Here is a 20,808-nt window from a genome sequence, read left to right as displayed (position 1 = left end):
ATGTCGTTATCCCGAAACCACGACAGCCTTTTGGGCGACGGGCATTACCGCTCGATGATGTCTGCTTCCGTTGGTACGAGTATTTCGCGTTTTCCGGCATGATTGGCGGGGCCGATAATGCCTTCCTGCTCCATGCGTTCGATCAGCGAGGCGGCGCGGTTGTAGCCGATGCCGAGACGCCGCTGGACGTAGGAAGTGGAGGCCTTGCCGTCCCTCAGCACAACAGCCACGGCCTGATCATAGGGGTCTTCCGAATCGGAGAAATTGCCGGCGCCGGCCGGGCCGCCGCCATTGCCTTCCTCATCGTCTTCCTCTGTGATCGCTTCCAGATATTCCGGCGTGCCTTGCGTCTTGAGATAGGCGACGATCTCTTCCACTTCATTGTCGGAGACGAAGGGACCGTGCACGCGCTGGATGCGGCCGCCACCGGCCATATAGAGCATGTCGCCCATGCCGAGCAGCTGTTCGGCGCCCTGTTCGCCCAGAATGGTGCGGCTGTCGATCTTCGACGTTACCTGGAAGGAGATGCGGGTCGGGAAGTTCGCCTTGATGGTGCCGGTGATGACGTCGACGGACGGACGCTGGGTTGCCATGATGACATGGATACCAGCGGCACGCGCCATCTGAGCGAGGCGCTGTACGGCACCTTCGATGTCTTTGCCTGCCACCATCATAAGATCCGCCATTTCGTCGATAATGACGACGATATAGGGCAGGGGCTTCAGGTCGAATTCTTCCGTCTCGTACATTGCCTCGCCGGTCTGGCGGTCGAAGCCGGTCTGCACCGTGCGGGTGAGGATTTCGCCCTTGTCGATCGCCTGCTGCACACGGCTGTTGAAGCCATCGATGTTGCGCACACCGATCTTCGACATCTTCTTGTAGCGCTCCTCCATCTCGCGCACCGTCCACTTCAGCGCCACGACGGCTTTTTTCGGATCGGTAACGACGGGGGAGAGCAGATGCGGAATACCGTCATAGATCGATAGTTCGAGCATTTTCGGGTCGATCATGATCAGGCGGCATTGCTCCGGCGACATGCGGTAAAGCAGCGACAGGATCATGGTGTTGATGGCGACCGACTTGCCCGAACCCGTGGTACCGGCAACGAGAAGATGCGGCATCTTGGCAAGATCGGCGATGACGGGTTCGCCGCCGATGGTCTTGCCGAGCGCCATGGCGAGCTTGGCCTTGCTGTTTTCAAAGTCGCGGCTGCCGACCAGTTCACGCAGGAACACGGTTTCACGCGTCTGGTTCGGAAGCTCGATGCCAATGGCGTTGCGGCCAGGCACGACCGCAACGCGCGCGGCGATCGCGCTCATGGAGCGGGCGATGTCATCGGCAAGGCCAATGACGCGCGAGGATTTGATGCCGGGTGCTGGTTCCAGTTCGTAGAGCGTGACGACCGGGCCGGGGCGGACGTGAATGATTTCACCCTTGACGCCGAAATCCTCGAGAACCCCTTCCAGAAGGCGGGCATTCTGCTCCAGCACTTCCTCGTTCAGCGTATGGTCGCGAACGACGTTCTTGGGTTCCGCCAGAAGATGCACGGTGGGCAGCTGGAAACCGTCTGCGGCAATAAAGGAGGTCTGCGCTTCCCTTGCCACGCGCTCGCTGGGCTTCGGGCGTGCGGAAGGGGCGGTTATTCTGGGCTGGCCGCGCCCAGGTGCCTGTCTTGCCACGAACTTCGGGTCGTTCTCGTCCAGGCTGTGGTCGTCCGAGAGAATGCCGTTGGGCAATCGCCGACCGTCTGCGTCCAACGACGGTTCGTCGTCCCCGTCCGCATCATGATCGGGCGCGATGGAGGGAGGCGACATCTGGCGACGGGATGCGGCGCGTTCTTCGAAAGACGGTTCCGCTCGCTGGTCGAGGCGGTTGATCGCCGTCTTGAGGCGGGAGGGTTCGTTCAGCGTGCCGAATTCATATTCGTTGAAATCGTAAGGGTGTTCGAATTCGCCGTGCAGTGATTTCGACTTCAGGCCGAACAGGCGGCGAAGGCGGGCCTGCGAGATGTACCAGTAATGTGCGATTGCGCCGAAGGCGAGAATATTGGCGAAGAAGCCTTCGCCCTCGTCATCGTCTTCTTCCTCGACCTGACGGGTGGCACGGGCCTTGTTTGCGACCGGCGCGCGTTCTTCCTGTTCCAGGTCATCTTCCGGGCGTCCCACGAGACCGGCGGCAAACAGCATCATCAAGGCGGCGGGAGCAGCGAATATAGCGCCCAGCACCGTCGCAATCGTGCCGGTGGGGTAAGCGCCGATGAAGAGAGCAGGGAAGCGCAGGATCATATCGCCTATGACGCCACCGATGCCGTTCGGCAGCGGCCATGTCACGGGCGCGGGAAAACAGCCGAGCGAGGCGGCGCAGACTATGGCGCCGGCGATCCAGGCGACGAGGCGGGCGGGTATCCGGTTGAACTTGCGACCGGCGATCAGGGCGATCGCCCAGGCAATCACCGGCAAAAGCGCGATGATTGCGGAAAGGCCGAGGAACTGCATCACGATATCGGCGAAGATTGCGCCGCCGTAACCGAGAAGATTGGTGGGTTGGTTGCCTGTTGCATAGGACAGGCTCGGGTCCGCCACGTTCCATGTGGCAAGTGCGGTAATCCCCAGCGCAATCGTGGCAAGCAAGGCAAAACCGGCAAGAGCCATGACCTGCCGCACGAAAAACGCCGTCAGCACGAAACGCGTGTGACGACCGTCGAATGTCGGAGAATTCATTCTGCCCATGTCCCTGAACCCGTAGTTTTTGTGGTTTCGGCAAGATCCGGCAGTTGACCAGATCCCGGATTGACAGGGAAAACTAACAGCTTGCTGGTTAATGTCGTGTTAACCATGCGGTTTTTTAAAAGCTGCTTCCGGATTTGCGGCAAAGAAAAGGCCCGCCGAAGCGGGCCTTCTTTTGGGAGAGGGGATGGAGAACCCCTTTTCCCGGATATCAGGAGTGGTAGGCGGCTTCGCCGTGGGTCGCAAGGTCGAGACCTTCGCGTTCCGCTTCGACCGGAACCCGCAGACCAACGATCACGTCGACGATCTTGTAGAGGATTGCCGAGACGACTGCGCACCATACGATGGTGATGGCGACGGCAACGAACTGCGTCCAGAGCTGCGAGGAGATGGAGAAGTCCGCCTTGCCCGTGCCGCCAAGCAGCGGAGACGTGAAGATGCCGGTGCCGAGGGCGCCGATGATGCCGCCGATGCCGTGGACACCGAAGACGTCAGCTGTGTCATCGTAGCCAAACTTGTTCTTCACAACCGAGACGAAGAAGTAGCAGATCGGCGAGACGATGAGGCCGAGAACGATAGCGCCCATGGGTCCGACGGAACCGGCCGCAGGCGTTACGGCGACGAGGCCGGCGATCATGCCCGAAGCTGCGCCCAGCATGGAAGCCTTGCCGCGGGTGAAGCTTTCAACCAGCGACCAGGAAACGATGGCTGCTGCAGTGGCGAGGAAGGTGTTCATGGTTGCAAGAACCGCACCGCCAGATGCTTCGAGGTTGGAGCCGGCGTTGAAGCCGAACCAGCCGAACCACAGCATGGCTGCGCCAACCAGCGTCAGCGTCATGGAGTGCGGGGCCATCATGTCCTTGCCGAAGCCGGTACGCTTGCCGACCATGATCGCGCCGATCAGACCGGCGATACCGGCATTGATGTGGACGACGGTGCCGCCGGCGAAGTCGAGAGCGCCCATGCCGAAGATCAGGCCGTTCGCGTCCCAGACCATGTGAGCGATCGGGAAGTAGACGAAGGTGGCCCACAGGATGGTGAACAGGATGACTGCCGAGAACTTCACGCGTTCCGCGAATGCACCGATGATCAGCGCGGGCGTGATGGCCGCAAAGGTCATCTGGAAGGCGATGAAGGTGTATTCGTAGATCACGACGCCCTGGGAGAAGGTTGCCGAGGTGCTGTCAAGCGAAACGCCGGACAGGAACAGCTTGCCGAAACCGCCGAAATACGGGCCGGTGCCGCCGCCGAAGGCGAAGGAGTAACCGTAGATTACCCAGACGAGCATCATGACCGCGCCGATGACCGTGCACTGCATGAGAACGGAGAGCATGTTCTTTGTGCGCACGAGGCCGCCATAAAACAGGGCGAGACCCGGAATGATCATGAAAAGCACGAGGATCGTCGCGACATACATGAATGCGGTATCGGCTTTTTCCGGAACGGGGGCCGCCGCTGCTACTGCCGGCGCGGCATCCTGCGCAAAGGCGATTGCCGGGGCCATCAGGGCTGCCACACCGGCACCCAGTTTGCCGAGCGTTGAAAACTTGTTGAGTTGCATAGCTAGAAAACTCCCTGTCAGCCGTGCTTCAAAGCGCTTCTGTGTTGGTTTCGCCGGTACGGATGCGCACGGCCTGTTCGATAGAGTAGACGAAGATCTTGCCGTCACCGATCTGCCCGGTTTTTGCAGCCGACGCGATTGCCTCGACAGCCTTGTCGACGACGTCTGATGCAACCGCGATCTCGATCTTCAGTTTGGGAAGAAAGCTCACCGCATATTCCGTGCCGCGATAAATCTCGGTATGTCCCTTCTGGCGTCCGTAACCCTTTACCTCGGTCACGGTCAGGCCTTGGATGCCGACGCCGGTGAGCGCTTCGCGCACTTCATCCAGCTTGAACGGCTTGATAATGGCCATCACAATTTTCATCTGGTTTCCCATCCTTTGTTTGTCCTCGGCACGGAGCCGACTCTCCTCGCGCTGGCAGATCAGTAACAGCGACTACGGACATACATTCAAGGGGCGTGCCAGTTTTGATGCGGCATCTAAGTTATTGAAATATAAAAATTATATGACAGACGTCTGAAAAACGGGCATTGGGTGGCGCAATTTTCGTCTATTAAATGTGCGATTTTTTAAAAAAGCGCATTATTTAAGCATTTGCCCTTTTGCGGATCAAACCTTCCTGTGCGACGGAGGCGATCAGTTCACCCTGTCTGGTGAAAATATTGCCACGGGTCAAACCGCGTGCTCCCGAGGCGCTGGGGCTGTCCTGCGTGTAGAGCACCCAGTCGTCCAGCCGGCAGGGACGGTGGAACCACATGGCGTGATCGAGGCTCGCCACCTGAATGGCCGGATCGAAGATTGTCGTCCCATGGGCATAGAGCGACGTGTCGAGCAACGTCATATCCGAGAGATAAGCGAGAATGGCCGACTGGAAACGTGGATCGTCCGGCACATTGCCGACAGCTCGAACCCAGATATCCTGCTGCGGTTCCAGCTTTTCCTTCGAAATATAATGGGTCAGCGAAACCGGCCGGATCTCTATCGGGCGCTTGTTGCTCCAGTATTTGCGGATCGAAGCGGGTGCGTTGGCGAGGAAGGCCGCCTGCATCTCATCTTCACTCATCAGCCTTTCGGGCGGCGTCACATCCGGCATTTTTATCTGATGATCGAATCCGTCCTCGACGATCTGGAACGACGCCGACATGGAAAAGATCGCCTTGCCATGCTGGATGGCGACCACGCGCCGGGTGCAGAAGCTCGCACCGTCGCGAATGCGCTCCACCTGGTAGAGGATGGGCACCAGCGGGTCGCCGGGGCGCATGAAATAGGAATGCAGTGAATGAACGAAACGGTCGTCATCCACGGTTCGTTGAGCTGCGATCAATGCCTGCGCGATGACCTGACCGCCGAAAACGCGCTGCCAGCCGATTTGCGGGCTTTCACCCCGAAACAGGTTTTCTTCCAGCTTCTCGAGATCGAGTGTGGAGATCAGATTGGCCATCGGATCTGACGTTTGCGAGGGATGCGACATTTTTTCGGCCTGCTCCGGCTGTAGGAAGACGTCACATGGTCTATAGTGCGCCGATGATGCGTGCACAAGATTTGGGGAGAAGCGCGATGCTGGACGTGGTGGTGGCAGGCGGCGGTTATGTCGGCCTTTCCGTTGCTGTCGCAATTAAGCAGGCAGCCGGACATCTTAATGTGCAGGTGGTTGAAGCCGCTCCCGAGGATGTCTGGAAGAAGGACGTCCGCGCCTCCGCCATTATCGCGGCGGCCACGCGCATGCTTGACGTTTTCGGCGTATGGAACGAGATCGAGCCGGAGGCCCAGCCGATCCACAAGATGATCGTCACCGATTCGAAGACCGCCGATCCGGTTCGCCCGGTGTTTTTGACATTCGACGGCGCGGTGGAGGAGGGCAGGCCCTTCGCTCATATGGTCCCGAATGTCGCGATGGTGGGTGCGCTGCGAGGCCTGTGTGAGCGCCTCGGCGTCGAAATCCGCCATGGTCTCAGTGTTTCCGGCTTTTCCGCCGGCCCCCAATCGACGGCTATTTCACTTTCCGACGGCTCGTCGCTTGAAGCGCGACTGCTCATAGCCTGCGATGGGGTCCGCTCGGCTTTGCGGGATATGGCAGGAATAAAAACCGTGCACTGGAATTACGATCAGTCCGGGATCGTCACCACCGTTGAACACGAGCGGCCGCATGAGGGCTGCGCGGAGGAACATTTTCTGCCGTCGGGGCCTTTCGCCGTGCTTCCCTTGAAAGGGAACCGCTCCTCGCTTGTCTGGACCGAACGTACGGCCGATGCCGACAGGCTGGTTGCTGCCGACGATCTGGTGTTCGAGGAGGAACTTGAACGCCGGTTCGGCCACAAGCTCGGTCCGGTCCGTCCCGTCGGTCCCCGTCGCGCCTTTCCGCTGGGCTTGACGCTGGCGCGTTCCTTCGTCGCGCCACGTTTTGCACTTGCCGGCGATGCGGCGCATGGAATTCACCCTATTTCCGGTCAGGGCCTCAATCTCGGCTTCAAGGATGTTGCGGCACTGGCCGAAACCGTGGTCGAGGCCGACCGTCTCGGCCTTGATATCGGCTCTCTCAACGTTCTCGATCGTTACCAGTCCTGGCGGCGTTTCGACACGTTGCGGATGGGTGTGACGACGGATGTGCTGAACCGGCTTTTCTCCAATGATGTCGGTCCCATTCGCGTCATGCGTGATTTCGGTCTGGGTGTAGTCGATCGTTTGCCGGGTCTGAAATCCTATTTCATCGGTCAGGCTGCCGGTACGACAGATGCGGGCGCGCCGCGCCTGCTTGCCGGCGAGGCGCTCTGATACTGCCATTCCTGCCTGTGCCGGAGCGGCTTTCCAGCGATTGCCGCTTGACAGTCGATTCCGGTATTTTCCGCCGGAAGCCGGTGCCGCAAAGCTGAATCCGGGCAAGGACTTACCCGGATTCACAATCTGGTATAGGGCAGGCATCTGCCAACCAGATGTTGCGGAGAACAAAAGCTGAATCCGTTGGAGTCAGCGATTCGTATTCGATTCGTTCGCAGACTGTTCCGTATCCGAATCGATTCCGGTTTCGCCGGATTCTTTTTAATATTTCAAGTATCTGAATCAAAAAGGAAAATTCCGGCGGGGAAGGACCTGTTACCACTTTGCGGACAAGGCCTATTGCCTTTGTCGGCGGGCGTTGCCATGTGTGTTGCGTGTGCGGCCCGTATCAGTGAATGGCGGGCGGTACAGCAAGCAGATGAAGTCGATTCACGGATAGTACGTTGAATTTTCGCCCCATGATCCTGAGCGGCCGCGGTGTCACGGCCGTTCTCGGCCCCACCAATACCGGCAAGACCCATTACGCCATCGAGCGCATGGTGGCACATGGCAACGGTGTCATCGGCCTTCCGCTGCGCCTTCTGGCGCGTGAGGTCTATACCCGTCTTGTCGAAAAGGTGGGCGCGCCGAATGTGGCGCTGATAACCGGCGAAGAAAAGATCGCCCCTCCTAAAGCCAAATATTCCGTCTGCACGGTGGAAGCCATGCCGCGCGAGACAACGGCCGCATTCGTCGCCATCGATGAAGTGCAACTGGCGGGTGATCTGGAGCGCGGGCATATCTTTACCGACCGCGTGCTGCATCTGCGCGGGCGGGAGGAAACGCTGCTTCTGGGTGCGGGCACGATGCGCCCGATCCTCGAAAAGCTGCTGCCGGGAATTACCGTGGTCGAACGTCCGCGCCTGTCGCAGCTTTTTTATGCGGGCCAGAAGAAGATAACCCGCCTGCCGCAACGCACGGCAATCGTCGCCTTTTCGGCTGAAGAGGTCTATGCCATTGCCGAGCTGGTGCGCCGCCAGCGTGGTGGCGCAGCCGTTGTGATGGGCGCGCTTTCGCCGCGTACGCGCAACGCCCAGGTGGGGCTCTACCAGTCCGGCGACGTCGAATATCTCGTGGCGACGGATGCCATCGGCATGGGCCTCAACCTTGACGTCGATCATGTCGCCTTTGCGCAGGACCGCAAGTTCGACGGCTATCAGTTCCGCAATCTCAATCCGGGCGAGATCGGCCAGATCGCCGGCCGCGCCGGCCGCCATCTTCGCGATGGCACCTTTGGCGTGACGGGGCGCGTCGATCCATTTGACGACGAGTTGGTGGAGCGTATCGAAACCCATCAGTTCGACTCAGTGAAGGTGCTGCAATGGCGGACGAAAAATTTCGATTTTTCCTCCATCACCAATCTGCGTCTGAGCCTCGAAGCCGCCCCGGCGATCCAGGGACTGTCACGGGCCTTGCCGGCGATCGACCAGCAGGCGCTCGAATATCTGTCGCGCTACCCTGAAATCATCGACGTGGCGACGACGGAGGCGCGGGTGGAAAAACTCTGGGAGGCCTGCGCGCTTCCGGATTATCGCCGCATTGCGCCCGCTCAACATGCTGATCTGATCTCAACGCTCTATTTCGATCTGGTAAAACGTGGCACGGTGAACGAAGATTTCATGGGCGAACAGGTGCGCCGCGCCGATCGTACCGATGGAGAGATCGATACCTTGTCTGCAAGGATTGCGCAGATCAGAACATGGACTTATGTATCGAACCGCCCAGGATGGCTTGCCGATCCGACACACTGGCAAGAAAAGACGCGGGAAATCGAAGATCGATTGTCCGATGCTCTACATGAAAGGTTGACGAAACGCTTTGTTGATCGCAGGACATCTGTGCTCATGAGGCGCCTGAGAGAGAATGCGATGCTTGAAGCTGAAATCAGTGTAAATGGTGATGTCTTCGTAGAAGGACATCACGTCGGCCAGTTGGCCGGGTTCCGGTTCACGCCGGTGCCGGGAATGGAAGGGCCGGATCAGAAGGCCGTGCAGGCTGCTGCGCAGAAGGCGCTCGCGCTCGAATACGAGGCGCGTGCCGCGCGTCTGCACGCCAGCGGAAACGGTGATCTTGCTTTGAGCTCCGATGGTCTGGTTCGCTGGTTGGGCGAACCGGTGGCCCGCCTTTCGGCAGGCGACAATATCATGAAGCCGCGCGTGATCCTCTTTGCCGACGAGCAGTTGAGCGGCAATGCCCGCGATCATGCGCTGGCGCGCGTCGAACGTTTCGTCAATCATCAGATTGCGACCGTGCTGAAGCCACTGGACGATATTTCGCGCGCCGAAGACCTTCAGGGTCTGGCGAAGGGGCTGGCGTTCCAGCTGGTCGAAAATCTCGGTGTCCTGTTCCGCCGTGACGTCACCGAAGACGTGAAGTCGCTGGATCAGGATGCGCGTGCCTCCATGCGCCGCTACGGCGTGCGTTTCGGCGCCTATCACGTCTTCCTGCCCGCGCTTCTCAAGCCCGCTCCGGCGGAGCTTGTCACGCTGCTCTGGGCGCTGAAGAACGATGGTCTCGGCAAGCCGGGTTACGGCGATCTCATTCCGGTGCTGGCCGCCGGTCGCACCTCTGTCGTAACGGATCCGACTTTCGAGCGGATGTTCTACAAGCTCGCCGGTTTCCGTTTCCTCGGAAAGCGCGCCGTGCGTATCGACATTCTCGAGCGTCTGGCCGATCTCATCCGTCCGCTGTTGCAGTGGAAGCCCGGTCAGCAGCCGCGTCCGGAAGGCGCTTATGACGGCCGCCGTTTCACGACGACGACCGCAATGCTTTCCATTCTCGGCGCAACGCTCGACGACATGGAAGAAATCCTCAAGGGTCTCGGTTATCGTGCCGATCAGGTAACGGCGGAAGAGGCGCAGGCCTTCCTCGCCAACCAGACTGGTGCTGCCGCTCCGGCCGCTTCTGAAGCGGTGACGGAAGACGAGAGCGCAGAGACCGAACACGAGGAACCGGCTTCGGAAGAGCAGGTTTCCGAGACGACGACTGTCGAAACTGCTGAAGAAGCGCCGGTTGCGGAAGCTGTGGGCCAAGAGGCTGCTGTTAGCGAGGCTGCGCCGACGGAAAGCGCCGAGGCTGCCGAGCCGAAGCCTGTTCTTCTTTGGCGTCCGGGTGGTCGCAACGAAAACCAGCGTGGTGAAAACCGTCGTCCCGGCAACCGCGGTCAAGGCCGTGGCGAGGGTCGCGATCAGGCGCCACGCGAACAGGGTGAACGTCGTGGCGAAGGCCGTCGCGATAATCGTGACGGAGCAAATCGCGAGGCTGCCAATCGTGGCGGTGACGGCGAGCGCAAGCGTGATGGCGGACGTCCCGACCGTGGCAACAACCGCAATAATGATCGTCAGGATCGCGGGGAGCGCAAGGACAGGCCGGACCGCAACGACCGTGGCGGGAAACCGCAGGGTCAGCAGCGTTTCGAAGCCAAGCCGCCGCGTAAGGAAAAGCCGATCGATCCGGATTCGCCCTTCGCCAAGCTTGCTGCTCTCAAGGAGCAGCTGAAGAAGTAAGCTATGGGGAGCAACGAACAGCCACTCGAAAGCACGCGTCAGCGTCTGGACAAGTGGCTGTTCTTTGCCCGCATGGCCAAATCCCGTTCACTTGCCCAGAGCTACATTCAGTCGGGCAAGGTCAAGATCAACGGTGTCTCCATTCGCCAGCCCAGCCATCTGGTAAAGGCCGGTGACAGGCTCGATATCGGTTTCGAGCGCATGGACAAGGTGCTTGTCGTCAAATCCGGGGGCGAGCGGCGCGGGCCCTATGAAGAGGCCAAACTTCTCTACGACGATCTGACGCCGCCGCGCGAGCCTTCCGACAGGCTGAGCCCGCTGGAGCAGGCGATACGTCAGCCGGGAAGCGGTCGCCCCACCAAAAAAGAGCGCAGGGCGCTCGACAGGTTCCTGTCGGACAGCGACGGAAACAAAGAATAGAATAAACCTTCAAGTCTTAGCGGTTTTTCAGAATTGTTTATCCTTGCTATCTGAAGGCAAAGGCATTACCTCACTTGCAAAATTGCCCTGTCTGAATTCCGGGCGACGGCTTGTGTTCCGAAGCCCACAGACCCGGCCTGCATATTCTGGAGTTCATCATGACATATGTCGTGACCGACAATTGCATCCGCTGCAAATACACCGATTGCGTTGAAGTCTGCCCTGTCGACTGCTTTTACGAGGGTGAAAATTTCCTCGCTATCAATCCTGACGAATGCATCGATTGTGGTGTGTGCGAACCGGAATGTCCTGCCGAAGCGATCAAGCCTGACACTGAGCCGGGTCTCGACAAGTGGCTGAAGCTGAATACGGAATATGCGGCGATCTGGCCGAATATCACCATCAAGCGCGACCCCTTGCCGGAAGCCAAGGAAATGGATGGCGTGACAGGCAAGCTCGAGCTTTATTTCTCTGCCGAGCCGGGTAAGGGCGACTGAGTTCTCAACGACTGGTGTCCTTGGTATCATGATTTTAAAAGCCCTCGCAGCGTCAGCGTGAGGGCTTTTTGCCGATCTTCAGCGAGTTATCCGCCGCGGCCTGATTGCAATGTGGTCGATAGCAGGGTCAAAAGCGCCACGCTGTCTTCCAGGCTTTGGCGCTGGCGGCTTTGCAATATGGCCGCTTGCAGGCGGTTCATCTCACGGGCGATCGCCGCTGGCTGCCAGGTTCGCAGCGCCCTTTCGATAACCGGTTTCCTGCGAAAATGGATGTGGCGTCCAAGCGTTTGCATGACCTGCCCGGCCTGCTGCTTTTTCTCATCCATTTCGGCGCGCATCTGATCCAGCAACTGAAATTGCTTGAGGCATCCCTGAAGCACGAGAAAGATCGGCGTCTTCGACGAGACGATCTTCTGGGTCGCGTGGAAAAAGGCGTTTCTGTCGCCCTTCAGGATGGCATCGACGGCGTCGTCAGCCGAAACCGTGCTGGCATCGCCGATGATTGCCAGCACATCATCTTCCTCGATCACCTCTGCGCCGCGGCAATAGAGCGCAAGCTTGCGGATCTCGTTGCGCGAAGCAATCCGGTCGCCGCCCAACTGCTCGATCAGCCTCTGCCGTGCGGCCGGGGCAATGCGCAGATTGTCGGCAGACAGTTCCTGATCGATCAACGCATTCAACGAACGGGCGTCATCCGCATAACACGGGATTGCTGCGATAGAGCGAGCGGGTTCTGCGATCTTGCGCAGGCCCGTGCCTTTTTTAATGTCGCCGGCCTCGATGATGAGAAAGCTGGCTTCGGGCGGCGTCTCAGCCAGAATCTGGAGAGCATCCACCAGCGCCTTTTCAGCCGAGGCACTTTTGATCCAGACGAGTTTTTCGCCACCGAAAAGGCCGATGGCGTTCACTTCGTCGAGAAGGCGGCCGGGATCGCCCTGCAGGTCGGATGCGCTCAGCTTCAACGATGCAAAGGCGTCATCCGGGTCAATGCCGGTCTTTTTGGCGATGAGGTTGGCCCGCTCCGACACGAGGCCGCGATCCGGGCCGTAGAGCACGAAAACGCGAAAGCGCTCCGCCGGATTTTCGGCGAAGCGCTCAAATTCATGCGATTTTATCTCTGCCACGGCCGCCGCTCTCAGCGGCCAAGGGTGGCAGCGATATCGGTACGGATGATTTCAGCCAGTTCCCGGGCCGCACGGTTTTCTGCGTCGCGGATCGCCCTGATCTTGGCGAATTCCTGCTGTGGCAGATCCACCTGCGCCGTTACGCTACGCCGCGCGGAGCGCAGGATCTGGCCGTCGGAAATACGCGTCAGGACGTAATTACCGTTCATCACAACACGGCCTGGGTAAGGGCCGTTATAATTGCTGTTGGTACGGGTCGTCAGATCGTAGTTCTCGACTTCCGTGGACGTGGCGCTCGAGCTTACGGATAACTTGACGTTGTACTGAGCCGTAGCCGGTTCACCCGCACCGCCGGACACCAGGAAGATCAGCTGATTGCGCACTTCCTGCGTTATGCGGTCGCCGGCATTCGAGATGCTGACAGCCGCCAGTCTCTCCTTGGTTCCGGAAGCCTCGCCGTAAAGCGGGCGGACCTGGCAGCCTGCCAGAAGACCGGCCATCATCACGACGGAAACTGCTGCCGCAACGCGGCTCCATCTCGAAAAAACGTCAGACAACAATGTTCACAATCCTCTGCGGAACCACGATGACTTTTTTGGGCTCGCCACCGGCAAGAATGGATTTGACGGCATCCAGCGCAAGGGCAGCCGCTCGGACCGCATCTTGATCCGCATCGCGCGCGATTGTCAATTCGCCGCGCTTCTTGCCGTTGACCTGAACGGGCATGACCACATCGTTTTCCTCGACCAGCGAGGGTACAAAAGTTGGCCACGGCGTCTGGGCGACGAGACCCTCGTTGCCCAGCGCCGACCAGCATTCTTCGGCCAGATGCGGCGTCATGGGGGCAATGATGCGAATGAGGATTTCGACGGCATCACGCGCCGCCGCCTTGACGTCATCAGGCTTGCCACCAGCCGCGACATCCGCCAGCGGAGCTGCGAGCGCGTTGACCAGTTCGTAGATGCGGGCGATCGCCTTGTTGAAGGCAAGCTTGTCCAGATCCTCCTGAACGGCCTTCAGCGTCTTGTGGGCCGCCTTGGATACTGCCAGGCCCTCGCCCTCGCTCGCGGGCTTCGGCGTGACGCTCTTCAGTTCGGTCGCGACTTCGCCGATGATGCGCCAGACGCGCTGTACGAAGCGGTTTGAGCCTTCCACACCGGCTTCGGACCAGATGACGTCGCGGTCGGGCGGGGAATCCGACAGGACGAAGAAGCGAGCGGTATCCGCACCGTAGGATGCGATGATGTCATCCGGGTCAACCACGTTCTTCTTCGACTTCGACATCTTCTCGATCGAGCCGATCTTCACTTCCTCACCGGAGGACAAGAGGAATGCCCGGCGGGCACCGTCAGTCTCTTCGATGCGCAGGTCGGCGGGCGCTACCCATTCACGGGTCAGGCCTTCACCGTGGCTATAGGTCTCGTGCACAACCATGCCCTGCGTGAACAGGCCCTTGAAGGGCTCCTTGACGCCGACATGGCCGGTCTCGCGCATGGCGCGGGTGAAGAAGCGCGAATAGAGCAAGTGCAGAATAGCATGCTCGATGCCGCCGATATACTGGTCCACCGGCAGCCAGTGGTTTGCGGCCTTCGGATCCGTCGGCTCATCTTCCCAAGGCGCGGTGAAGCGCGTGTAGTACCAGCTGGAATCGACGAATGTGTCCATCGTGTCGGTTTCACGGCGTGCGTCATGGCCGCATTGCGGGCAGGCAACGTGACGCCATGTGGGGTGGCGATCCAGTGGGTTGCCGGGCACGTCGAAGGTCACGTCGTCGGGCAGCTTGACCGGCAGGTCCTTCTTCGGAACCGGAACTACGCCGCAGACTTCGCAATGGATGACGGGTATCGGGCAACCCCAGTAACGCTGGCGGGAAATGCCCCAGTCGCGCAGGCGGAAATTGACCTTGCGCTCGGCCTGCGGCGTGTTGCCCAGCGTCTGGGCAGAGAGCTTCTGCACGACCGCCTCAAAGGCGTCAGTCGTGTTCATGCCGTTCAGGAAGCCGGAGTTGATCATCACGCCATCATCGGTGAAGGCGACGTCTTCAATGGTGAAGCTGGCGGCGTCGGGGCCTTCCGGCGCAACGACGGCCACTACCGGCAAATCGTATTTACGGGCGAAATCCAGATCGCGCTGGTCACCCGAAGGGCAGCCGAATATCGCGCCGGTGCCGTAGTCCATCAGCACGAAGTTGGCGACATAGACCGGCAGTTCCCACGTCGGGTCCAGCGGATGCACGACCTTGACGCCGGTATCGATACCCTTCTTTTCCGCTGTTTCCAGCGCTGCGAGAGACGTGCCATGGCGGCGGCACTCGTCGCAGAACTCGGCAATATCAGGGTTCTTCTCCGACAGCTCTCTTGCCAGCGGATGGTCGGCGGCGATTGCCAGGAAGGATGCGCCGAACAGGGTGTCGGGACGCGTGGTATAAACGGTTATGTCGCCAAAGCCTTCCGGCACTGTGCCAGCAACGGTCTGCCAGCGCAGCGAAAGGCCTTCGGAGCGGCCGATCCAGTTCTTCTGCATCAGGCGTACTTTTTCCGGCCACTGATCCAGCGTGTCCAGCTCGTCCAGCAGATCCTGGCTGAAATCGGTGATTCGGAAGAACCACTGCGTCAATTCACGCTGTTCGACCAGCGCGCCGGAACGCCAGCCGCGGCCGTCGATGACCTGCTCATTGGCCAGAACGGTATGGTCGACCGGATCCCAGTTGACCTTGGACTGCTTGCGGTAGACCAGACCCTTTTCCATGAAATCGACGAACAGCGCCTGCTGGCGGTGGTAATATTCCACATCGCAAGTCGCAAATTCGCGGGTCCAGTCCAGCGACAGGCCCATGGATTTCAGCTGGCCACGCATGGTGGCGATGTTCTGATAGGTCCAGTCCTTCGGGTGAACCTTGTTCTGCATAGCCGCGTTTTCGGCAGGCATGCCGAAGGCGTCCCAGCCCATGGGGTGCAGAACGTTGAAGCCGCGCGCGCGCTTGTAGCGCGCAACGACATCGCCCATCGCGTAGTTGCGGACGTGGCCCATGTGAATGCGTCCCGACGGGTAGGGAAACATCTCTAGAACGTAATACTTCTCGCGCGGATCGCTGTTGTCGGTCACGAAAACCTTGTCTTCGTTCCATTTCTGCTGCCAGCGCGGCTCGGCGTCGCGAGGATTGTAACGTTCGATGGCCATTGTTTAGAATTCCGGGTATCGAGGGGAAAAATTTGCGCTGACCTTCACCATGAAACGACCGGGGCGTCAAGTTTGGCGGGGCCTCCGGGCGTTCAATCTTGGCCAGCGTGCCTCAAATGGTGCTAAACCCGCTTGGCATCAAGGCAATCGGCGTCTAGTTAGCGTTCAGAATGTTTCAAATAGAGGTCCTGTGATGGAAATCGAAGCACGTCTTGAGGATGTCAGGCAACGCATAGCGGAGACAGCGGAAAAGTCCGGCCGCAAGGCGACGGATGTTTCTCTCGTCGCCGTCTCGAAGACGTTCGATGCGCAAGAGATCCAGCCGGTGATCGACAGCGGCCAGCGCGTGTTCGGCGAGAACCGCGTACAGGAAGCGCAGGGCAAGTGGCCTGCGCTTAAAGAAAAGACATCGGGTATAGAGCTGCACCTGATCGGGCCGCTGCAATCCAACAAGGCGGCGGATGCAGTTGCGCTGTTCGACGTCGTACAGAGCGTTGATCGGGAAAAGATCGCCCGTGCGCTTTCTGAGGAATGCGTCAAACAGGGCCGCAGCCTTCGTTTTTATGTGCAGGTCAATACCGGGCTGGAGCCACAGAAGGCTGGCATCGATCCACGCGAGACCGTCGCCTTCGTGGCTTTTTGCCGGGACGAGCTGAAATTGTCGGTAGAGGGCCTGATGTGCATTCCGCCTGCGGATGAAAATCCCGGTCCGCATTTTGCGCTTCTGGCGAAGCTTGCCAGACAATGCGGCCTCGAGAAGCTTTCCATGGGCATGTCGGGGGACTTCGAGACTGCGATAGAATTCGGCGCCACCAGCGTGCGTGTCGGCTCGGCAATCTTCGGTGCCCGCTAGAGCATTTCCGGCAAAGCGCATAGCCGGTTTACTGGAAGTGCCCTGAAGCTCTGAAAACAAAAAACCCGGCACGACGGCCGGGTTTTCATAAACGGAAAGACTTTCGATCAGTAGTGATCGTCCTCGTCTTCGTCCTTCGGAGCCGATTTCAGCGAGCTGAGCTTCTTGAAGACGGCGTCCGCGTCGATCTGCTTTTCTTCTTCGTCGCGCTGGAAGTTGTAATCCAGACCTTCCGTCGCCGTTGCCGGCTGCAGCGTGTTGCCAAGCTCTTCTGCTGTCGGCAGCGGGCGGCCGCGCGATGCGCGTTCAACTTCAAGATCGAGATCGATCTGGCTGCAGAGACCAAGCGTTACCGGGTCCATCGGGGTGAGGTTTGCCGAGTTCCAGTGGGTGCGGTCGCGGATCTGCTCGATGGTGGATTTGGTGGTGCCAACAAGACGCGAAATCTGCGCGTCCTTCAGCTCAGGATGATTGCGGACCAGCCAGAGAATGGCGTTCGGACGATCCTGACGCTTGGAAACCGGCGTGTAGCGCGGGCCACGGCGCTTGGATTCCGGCACACGAACCTTTGGCTCGGAAAGCTTGAGCTTGTGGTTCGGGTTGCCTTCAGCGCGGGCGATCTCGTCGCGGGAAAGCTGTCCGGTCGCGATCGGGTCGAGGCCCTTGATGCCCTGCGCGGCTTCACCGTCGGCGATTGCCTTGACTTCGAGCGGATGCAGTTTGCAGAACGTGGCGATCTGATCGAACGACAGCGCGGTGTTGTCTACCAGCCATACAGCCGTAGCTTTTGGCATGAGCAATTGTTGAGCCATAGATACAGTCCTTCTGTCCGTCCGCGCCGGGGTCGCGGGCGTGGTATCAACCACTGATTTCCGGGATATTGGCGCTCTATAACCGGATTGCATCATAATTGCAATTCTTTGCGAAACAAATGCCTTTGTCTAATTGCCGTGTGCATTTGAACTGCTATGAATTCAACACATGCCTGAGGTGGGAGTCTCAAGGTCGCGCATATCAAGCCATATCTGGTTCCAGGAGGAGTTCATGTCTGCCAAAATCTACCCCGTGCTCAAATCGGCGAAAGCCCGCACGCTCATCGACAATGAGCGTTACCAGAAATGGTATCAGGAGAGCGTCGAGGATCCCGAGAAGTTCTGGGACAAGCACGGCCGGCGGATCGACTGGTTCAAGCCCTATACCAAGGTCAAGAACACGTCCTTCAAGGGAAGAGTGCCGATCAAGTGGTTCGAGGACGGCCTGACGAACGTCTCCTACAACTGTATCGACCGGCACCTGAAGACGCATGGCGAACGCACGGCGATCATCTGGGAAGGTGACAATCCCTATATCGACAAGAAGATCACCTACAATCAGCTCTATGACTATGTCTGCCGCCTGGCGAACGTGCTGAAGAAGCATGGTGTCAAGAAGGGCGACCGGGTCACCATCTATATGCCGATGATACCCGAGGCGGCCTATGCCATGCTCGCCTGCGCCCGCATCGGCGCCATTCATTCGGTCGTGTTCGGCGGCTTCTCGCCGGAAGCCCTGGCCGGCCGCATCGTCGATTGCCAGTCCACCTTCGTCATCACCTGCGATGAAGGCGTGCGTGGCGGCAAGCCGATCCCGCTCAAGGAAAATACCGACAAGGCGATCGATATTGCCGCCAAGCAATATGTCATCGTCAACAAGGTTCTGGTCGTGCGCCGCACCGGCGGCAAGACCGGCTGGGCGCCCGGCCGCGACATCTGGTACCATCAGGAAATCGCCACGGTGAAACCGGATTGCCCGCCGGTGAAGATGAGAGCGGAAGATCCGCTGTTCATCCTCTACACGTCAGGCTCCACCGGCAAGCCGAAGGGCGTGCTGCACACCACGGGCGGCTATCTCGTCTATACGTCGATGACGCATGAATACGTCTTCGACTACAAGGACGGGGAGGTCTTCTGGTGCACCGCCGATGTCGGCTGGGTCACCGGCCATTCCTACATCGTCTACGGGCCGCTGGCGAACTGTGCGACGACGCTGATGTTCGAAGGCGTTCCCAACTTCCCGGATCAGGGACGGTTCTGGGAAGTCATCGACAAGCACAAGGTCAACATCTTCTACACCGCACCGACGGCGCTCCGATCCCTGATGGGGGCCGGCGACCAGTTCGTCACGCGTTCGTCGCGCGAAAGCTTGCGGCTTCTCGGCACGGTGGGCGAGCCGATCAATCCCGAAGCGTGGGAGTGGTATTACCATGTGGTCGGCGAGGACAAGAGCCCCATCGTCGATACCTGGTGGCAGACGGAAACGGGCGGCATTCTCATCTCGCCGCTGCCGGGTGCGACGGACCTGAAGCCGGGTTCGGCGACAAGGCCGTTCTTCGGCGTGCAGCCGCAGCTGGTCGATGCCGAAGGCAACGTGCTGGAGGGGCCGGCCGACGGCAATCTCTGCATCATCGACAGCTGGCCGGGCCAGTCGCGGTCCGTTTACGGGGATCACCAGCGCTTCGTCGACACCTACTTCTCGACCTATAAGGGCAAGTATTTCACCGGTGACGGCTGCCGGCGCGATGAGGACGGTTATTACTGGATCACTGGCCGCGTCGATGACGTGCTTAACGTCTCCGGCCACCGCCTCGGCACCGCCGAAGTCGAGTCGGCACTTGTTTCGCATCATCAGGTTTCGGAAGCGGCGGTCGTGGGTTACCCGCATGCCATCAAGGGGCAGGGCATTTATTGTTATGTCACGTTGATGGCGGGCCAGAGCGGCGACTATGCGCTGCGCGAGGAGCTGGTAAAGCACGTCCGCAACGAGATCGGGCCGGTTGCGACGCCAGACAAGATCCAGTTCGCGCCAGGCCTGCCGAAGACCCGTTCGGGTAAGATCATGCGGCGTATTCTGCGCAAGATCGCGGAGGATGATTTCGGCGCGCTTGGGGATACCTCGACGCTTGCCGATCCGGCGGTGGTCGAAGATCTCATCGCCAACCGGCAAAACCGCACGGCGTCCTGATTTTCTGGAAGAGGCTGCTTTGGCAGCCTTTTTCTTTTCTGTATTCGCATAAACAAAAACACCCGGAGGCTGACCTCCGGGTGTTTTAATTTTATCCAGACAGGATTACTGGCCGCGGATCTTCTTCAGGTCCGCCAGAACGGCGTCAACGACGTCGGCACCGATTTCAGCCTTGTGCTTTTCGTAGACGACCATCGACTTTTCGCGGATACGTGCCTGCTCTTCCGCAGACAGCGAGTTCACTTCAAGTCCTGCAGCCTTGATCTTTTCCAGCGACTTCTGGTTCAGTTCGCGGATGACCTTGCGCTCTTCGTCACGGCCGACGACTGCGCATTCGCGCAGGGCCGTCTGTTCTTCGGGCGTGTAGCTGTCGAAGATCGGCTTGGAGAAGAGGAAGAGGAACGGCGTGTAGGCGTGGTTCGTCTCGGTGATGTACTTCTGCACCTCGTAGAACTTGGAGGTGTCGATCGTCACATAGGGGTTTTCCTGTGCGTCGATCGCGTTGGTTTCAAGTGCCGAGAACACTTCACCGAAAGCCATCGGCGTTGCATTGGCGCCGAGGTTCTGGAAGGTGTCGAGGAAGATGTTGTTCTGCATCACGCGAACCTTCAGGCCGGAAAAGTCTTCCCACTTGTTCACGGCGTGCTTGGAGTTCGAGAGGTTGCGGAAACCGTTTTCCCAGTAGGCCAGGTTTACGAGGCCCTGTTCTTCCAGCTTCTTGTTCATCATGTCGCCGAAGGCGCCGTCCATCACGGCATCGGCTTCCTTGGCATTGGAAAACAGGAACGGCAGGTCGAAGACGCCGAGCGACGGGATCAGGCCGACGAGCGGTGACGAGGACGTAACAACCGCTTCCTGAACGCCGGAGCGCAGGGCCTGCGTCGCCTGAAGGTCACCGCCGAGAGCGCCGCCCCAGAATGCCGTCAGCTTCAGCTTGCCGCCCGACTTGTCGTCGAGGCAGGCCTGCATGGCCTTGATGCCGTTGCCGACCGGGTGGTCCTGGTTGATGCCGTTCGAAACGCGGATGTTGCGGCTGTTGAATTCAGCCATTGCCGGGGCTGCGGCGCCCACCGCAAAAGCGATGGCCGTGGTGGTCAGAAGAAGCTTTCTCATAATATCCTCC

The 20,808-nt window shown here is 59.5% G+C and carries 15 protein-coding genes; 6 read left to right on the top strand and 9 right to left on the bottom strand.

All coding sequences use genetic code 11. From position 1 onward, the window contains the following. Positions 1 to 44: 44 nt before the first annotated feature. The 4 genes from G6L97_RS11745 to tesB form a co-directional block, all read right to left on the bottom strand. Positions 45 to 2,720: a DNA translocase FtsK gene (locus tag G6L97_RS11745; RefSeq protein WP_162686662.1), complete on the bottom strand. Its 2,676-nt coding sequence runs from the start codon at positions 2,718 to 2,720 to the stop codon at positions 45 to 47. A gap of 217 nt (positions 2,721 to 2,937) precedes the next feature. Then, entirely contained in the window at positions 2,938 to 4,287 is a 1,350-nt protein-coding gene (locus G6L97_RS11740) for an ammonium transporter (RefSeq protein WP_003516494.1), read from the bottom strand. Positions 4,288 to 4,315: 28 nt separating this feature from the next. Next, positions 4,316 to 4,666 carry a P-II family nitrogen regulator gene (locus G6L97_RS11735; RefSeq protein ID WP_019565993.1) on the bottom strand — a complete coding sequence of 117 codons (351 nt, stop codon included), beginning with the start codon at positions 4,664 to 4,666 and terminating at the stop codon, positions 4,316 to 4,318. Positions 4,667 to 4,877: 211 nt separating this feature from the next. Next, entirely contained in the window at positions 4,878 to 5,762 is an 885-nt protein-coding gene (gene tesB / locus G6L97_RS11730) for an acyl-CoA thioesterase II (RefSeq protein ID WP_174002926.1), read from the bottom strand. A gap of 86 nt (positions 5,763 to 5,848) precedes the next feature. Between tesB and G6L97_RS11725 the strand changes: the two genes are divergently transcribed. From G6L97_RS11725 to fdxA, 4 genes are all read left to right on the top strand, one after another. Next, positions 5,849 to 7,063: a ubiquinone biosynthesis hydroxylase gene (locus G6L97_RS11725; RefSeq protein WP_065659979.1), complete on the top strand. Its 1,215-nt coding sequence runs from the start codon at positions 5,849 to 5,851 to the stop codon at positions 7,061 to 7,063. 461 nt (positions 7,064 to 7,524) lie between these two features. Next, positions 7,525 to 10,611 (top strand): helicase-related protein, encoded by a 3,087-nt coding sequence (locus tag G6L97_RS11720; protein ID WP_111782547.1) that lies wholly within the window; start codon positions 7,525 to 7,527, stop codon positions 10,609 to 10,611. A gap of 3 nt (positions 10,612 to 10,614) precedes the next feature. Next, positions 10,615 to 11,031 carry an RNA-binding S4 domain-containing protein gene (locus tag G6L97_RS11715; RefSeq protein WP_111782548.1) on the top strand — a complete coding sequence of 139 codons (417 nt, stop codon included), beginning with the start codon at positions 10,615 to 10,617 and terminating at the stop codon, positions 11,029 to 11,031. 158 nt (positions 11,032 to 11,189) lie between these two features. After that, the gene (gene fdxA, locus G6L97_RS11710) at positions 11,190 to 11,528 is read left to right on the top strand and encodes a ferredoxin FdxA (RefSeq protein WP_003516508.1); all 339 of its coding nucleotides are present in this window, start codon (positions 11,190 to 11,192) and stop codon (positions 11,526 to 11,528) included. Positions 11,529 to 11,614: 86 nt separating this feature from the next. On the opposite strand, the gene holA is transcribed toward fdxA, so the two are convergent. From holA to leuS, 3 genes are read right to left on the bottom strand one after another with little or no spacing between them, the layout of a single operon-like run. After that, positions 11,615 to 12,652 carry a DNA polymerase III subunit delta gene (gene holA, locus G6L97_RS11705; protein WP_003516510.1) on the bottom strand — a complete coding sequence of 346 codons (1,038 nt, stop codon included), beginning with the start codon at positions 12,650 to 12,652 and terminating at the stop codon, positions 11,615 to 11,617. 11 nt (positions 12,653 to 12,663) lie between these two features. After that, the gene (lptE, locus tag G6L97_RS11700; protein ID WP_003516512.1) at positions 12,664 to 13,155 is read right to left on the bottom strand and encodes an LPS assembly lipoprotein LptE; all 492 of its coding nucleotides are present in this window, start codon (positions 13,153 to 13,155) and stop codon (positions 12,664 to 12,666) included. 46 nt (positions 13,156 to 13,201) lie between these two features. Continuing rightward, entirely contained in the window at positions 13,202 to 15,832 is a 2,631-nt protein-coding gene (leuS, locus tag G6L97_RS11695) for a leucine--tRNA ligase (protein WP_111782550.1), read from the bottom strand. Between the two features lie 193 nt (positions 15,833 to 16,025). Between leuS and G6L97_RS11690 the strand changes: the two genes are divergently transcribed. After that, positions 16,026 to 16,685 (top strand): YggS family pyridoxal phosphate-dependent enzyme, encoded by a 660-nt coding sequence (locus G6L97_RS11690; protein ID WP_003516516.1) that lies wholly within the window; start codon positions 16,026 to 16,028, stop codon positions 16,683 to 16,685. A gap of 107 nt (positions 16,686 to 16,792) precedes the next feature. On the opposite strand, the gene G6L97_RS11685 is transcribed toward G6L97_RS11690, so the two are convergent. Beyond that, a complete protein-coding gene (locus G6L97_RS11685) occupies positions 16,793 to 17,497 on the bottom strand; it encodes a DUF1013 domain-containing protein (RefSeq protein ID WP_003516519.1) in 705 nt (234 codons plus the stop codon). Positions 17,498 to 17,729: 232 nt separating this feature from the next. Between G6L97_RS11685 and acs the strand changes: the two genes are divergently transcribed. Further along, positions 17,730 to 19,685: an acetate--CoA ligase gene (acs, locus tag G6L97_RS11680; protein WP_003516521.1), complete on the top strand. Its 1,956-nt coding sequence runs from the start codon at positions 17,730 to 17,732 to the stop codon at positions 19,683 to 19,685. Positions 19,686 to 19,790: 105 nt separating this feature from the next. On the opposite strand, the gene G6L97_RS11675 is transcribed toward acs, so the two are convergent. Next, complete coding sequence (locus tag G6L97_RS11675; RefSeq protein ID WP_003516523.1) at positions 19,791 to 20,798, bottom strand: TRAP transporter substrate-binding protein; 1,008 nt, start codon at positions 20,796 to 20,798, stop codon at positions 19,791 to 19,793. Positions 20,799 to 20,808: the final 10 nt, after the last annotated feature.

Origin of the sequence: Agrobacterium tumefaciens (assembly GCF_013318015.2) — a bacterium.
GTDB lineage: Bacteria > Pseudomonadota > Alphaproteobacteria > Rhizobiales > Rhizobiaceae > Agrobacterium > Agrobacterium tumefaciens.
This window is presented reverse-complemented; position numbering and strand designations above follow the sequence as displayed.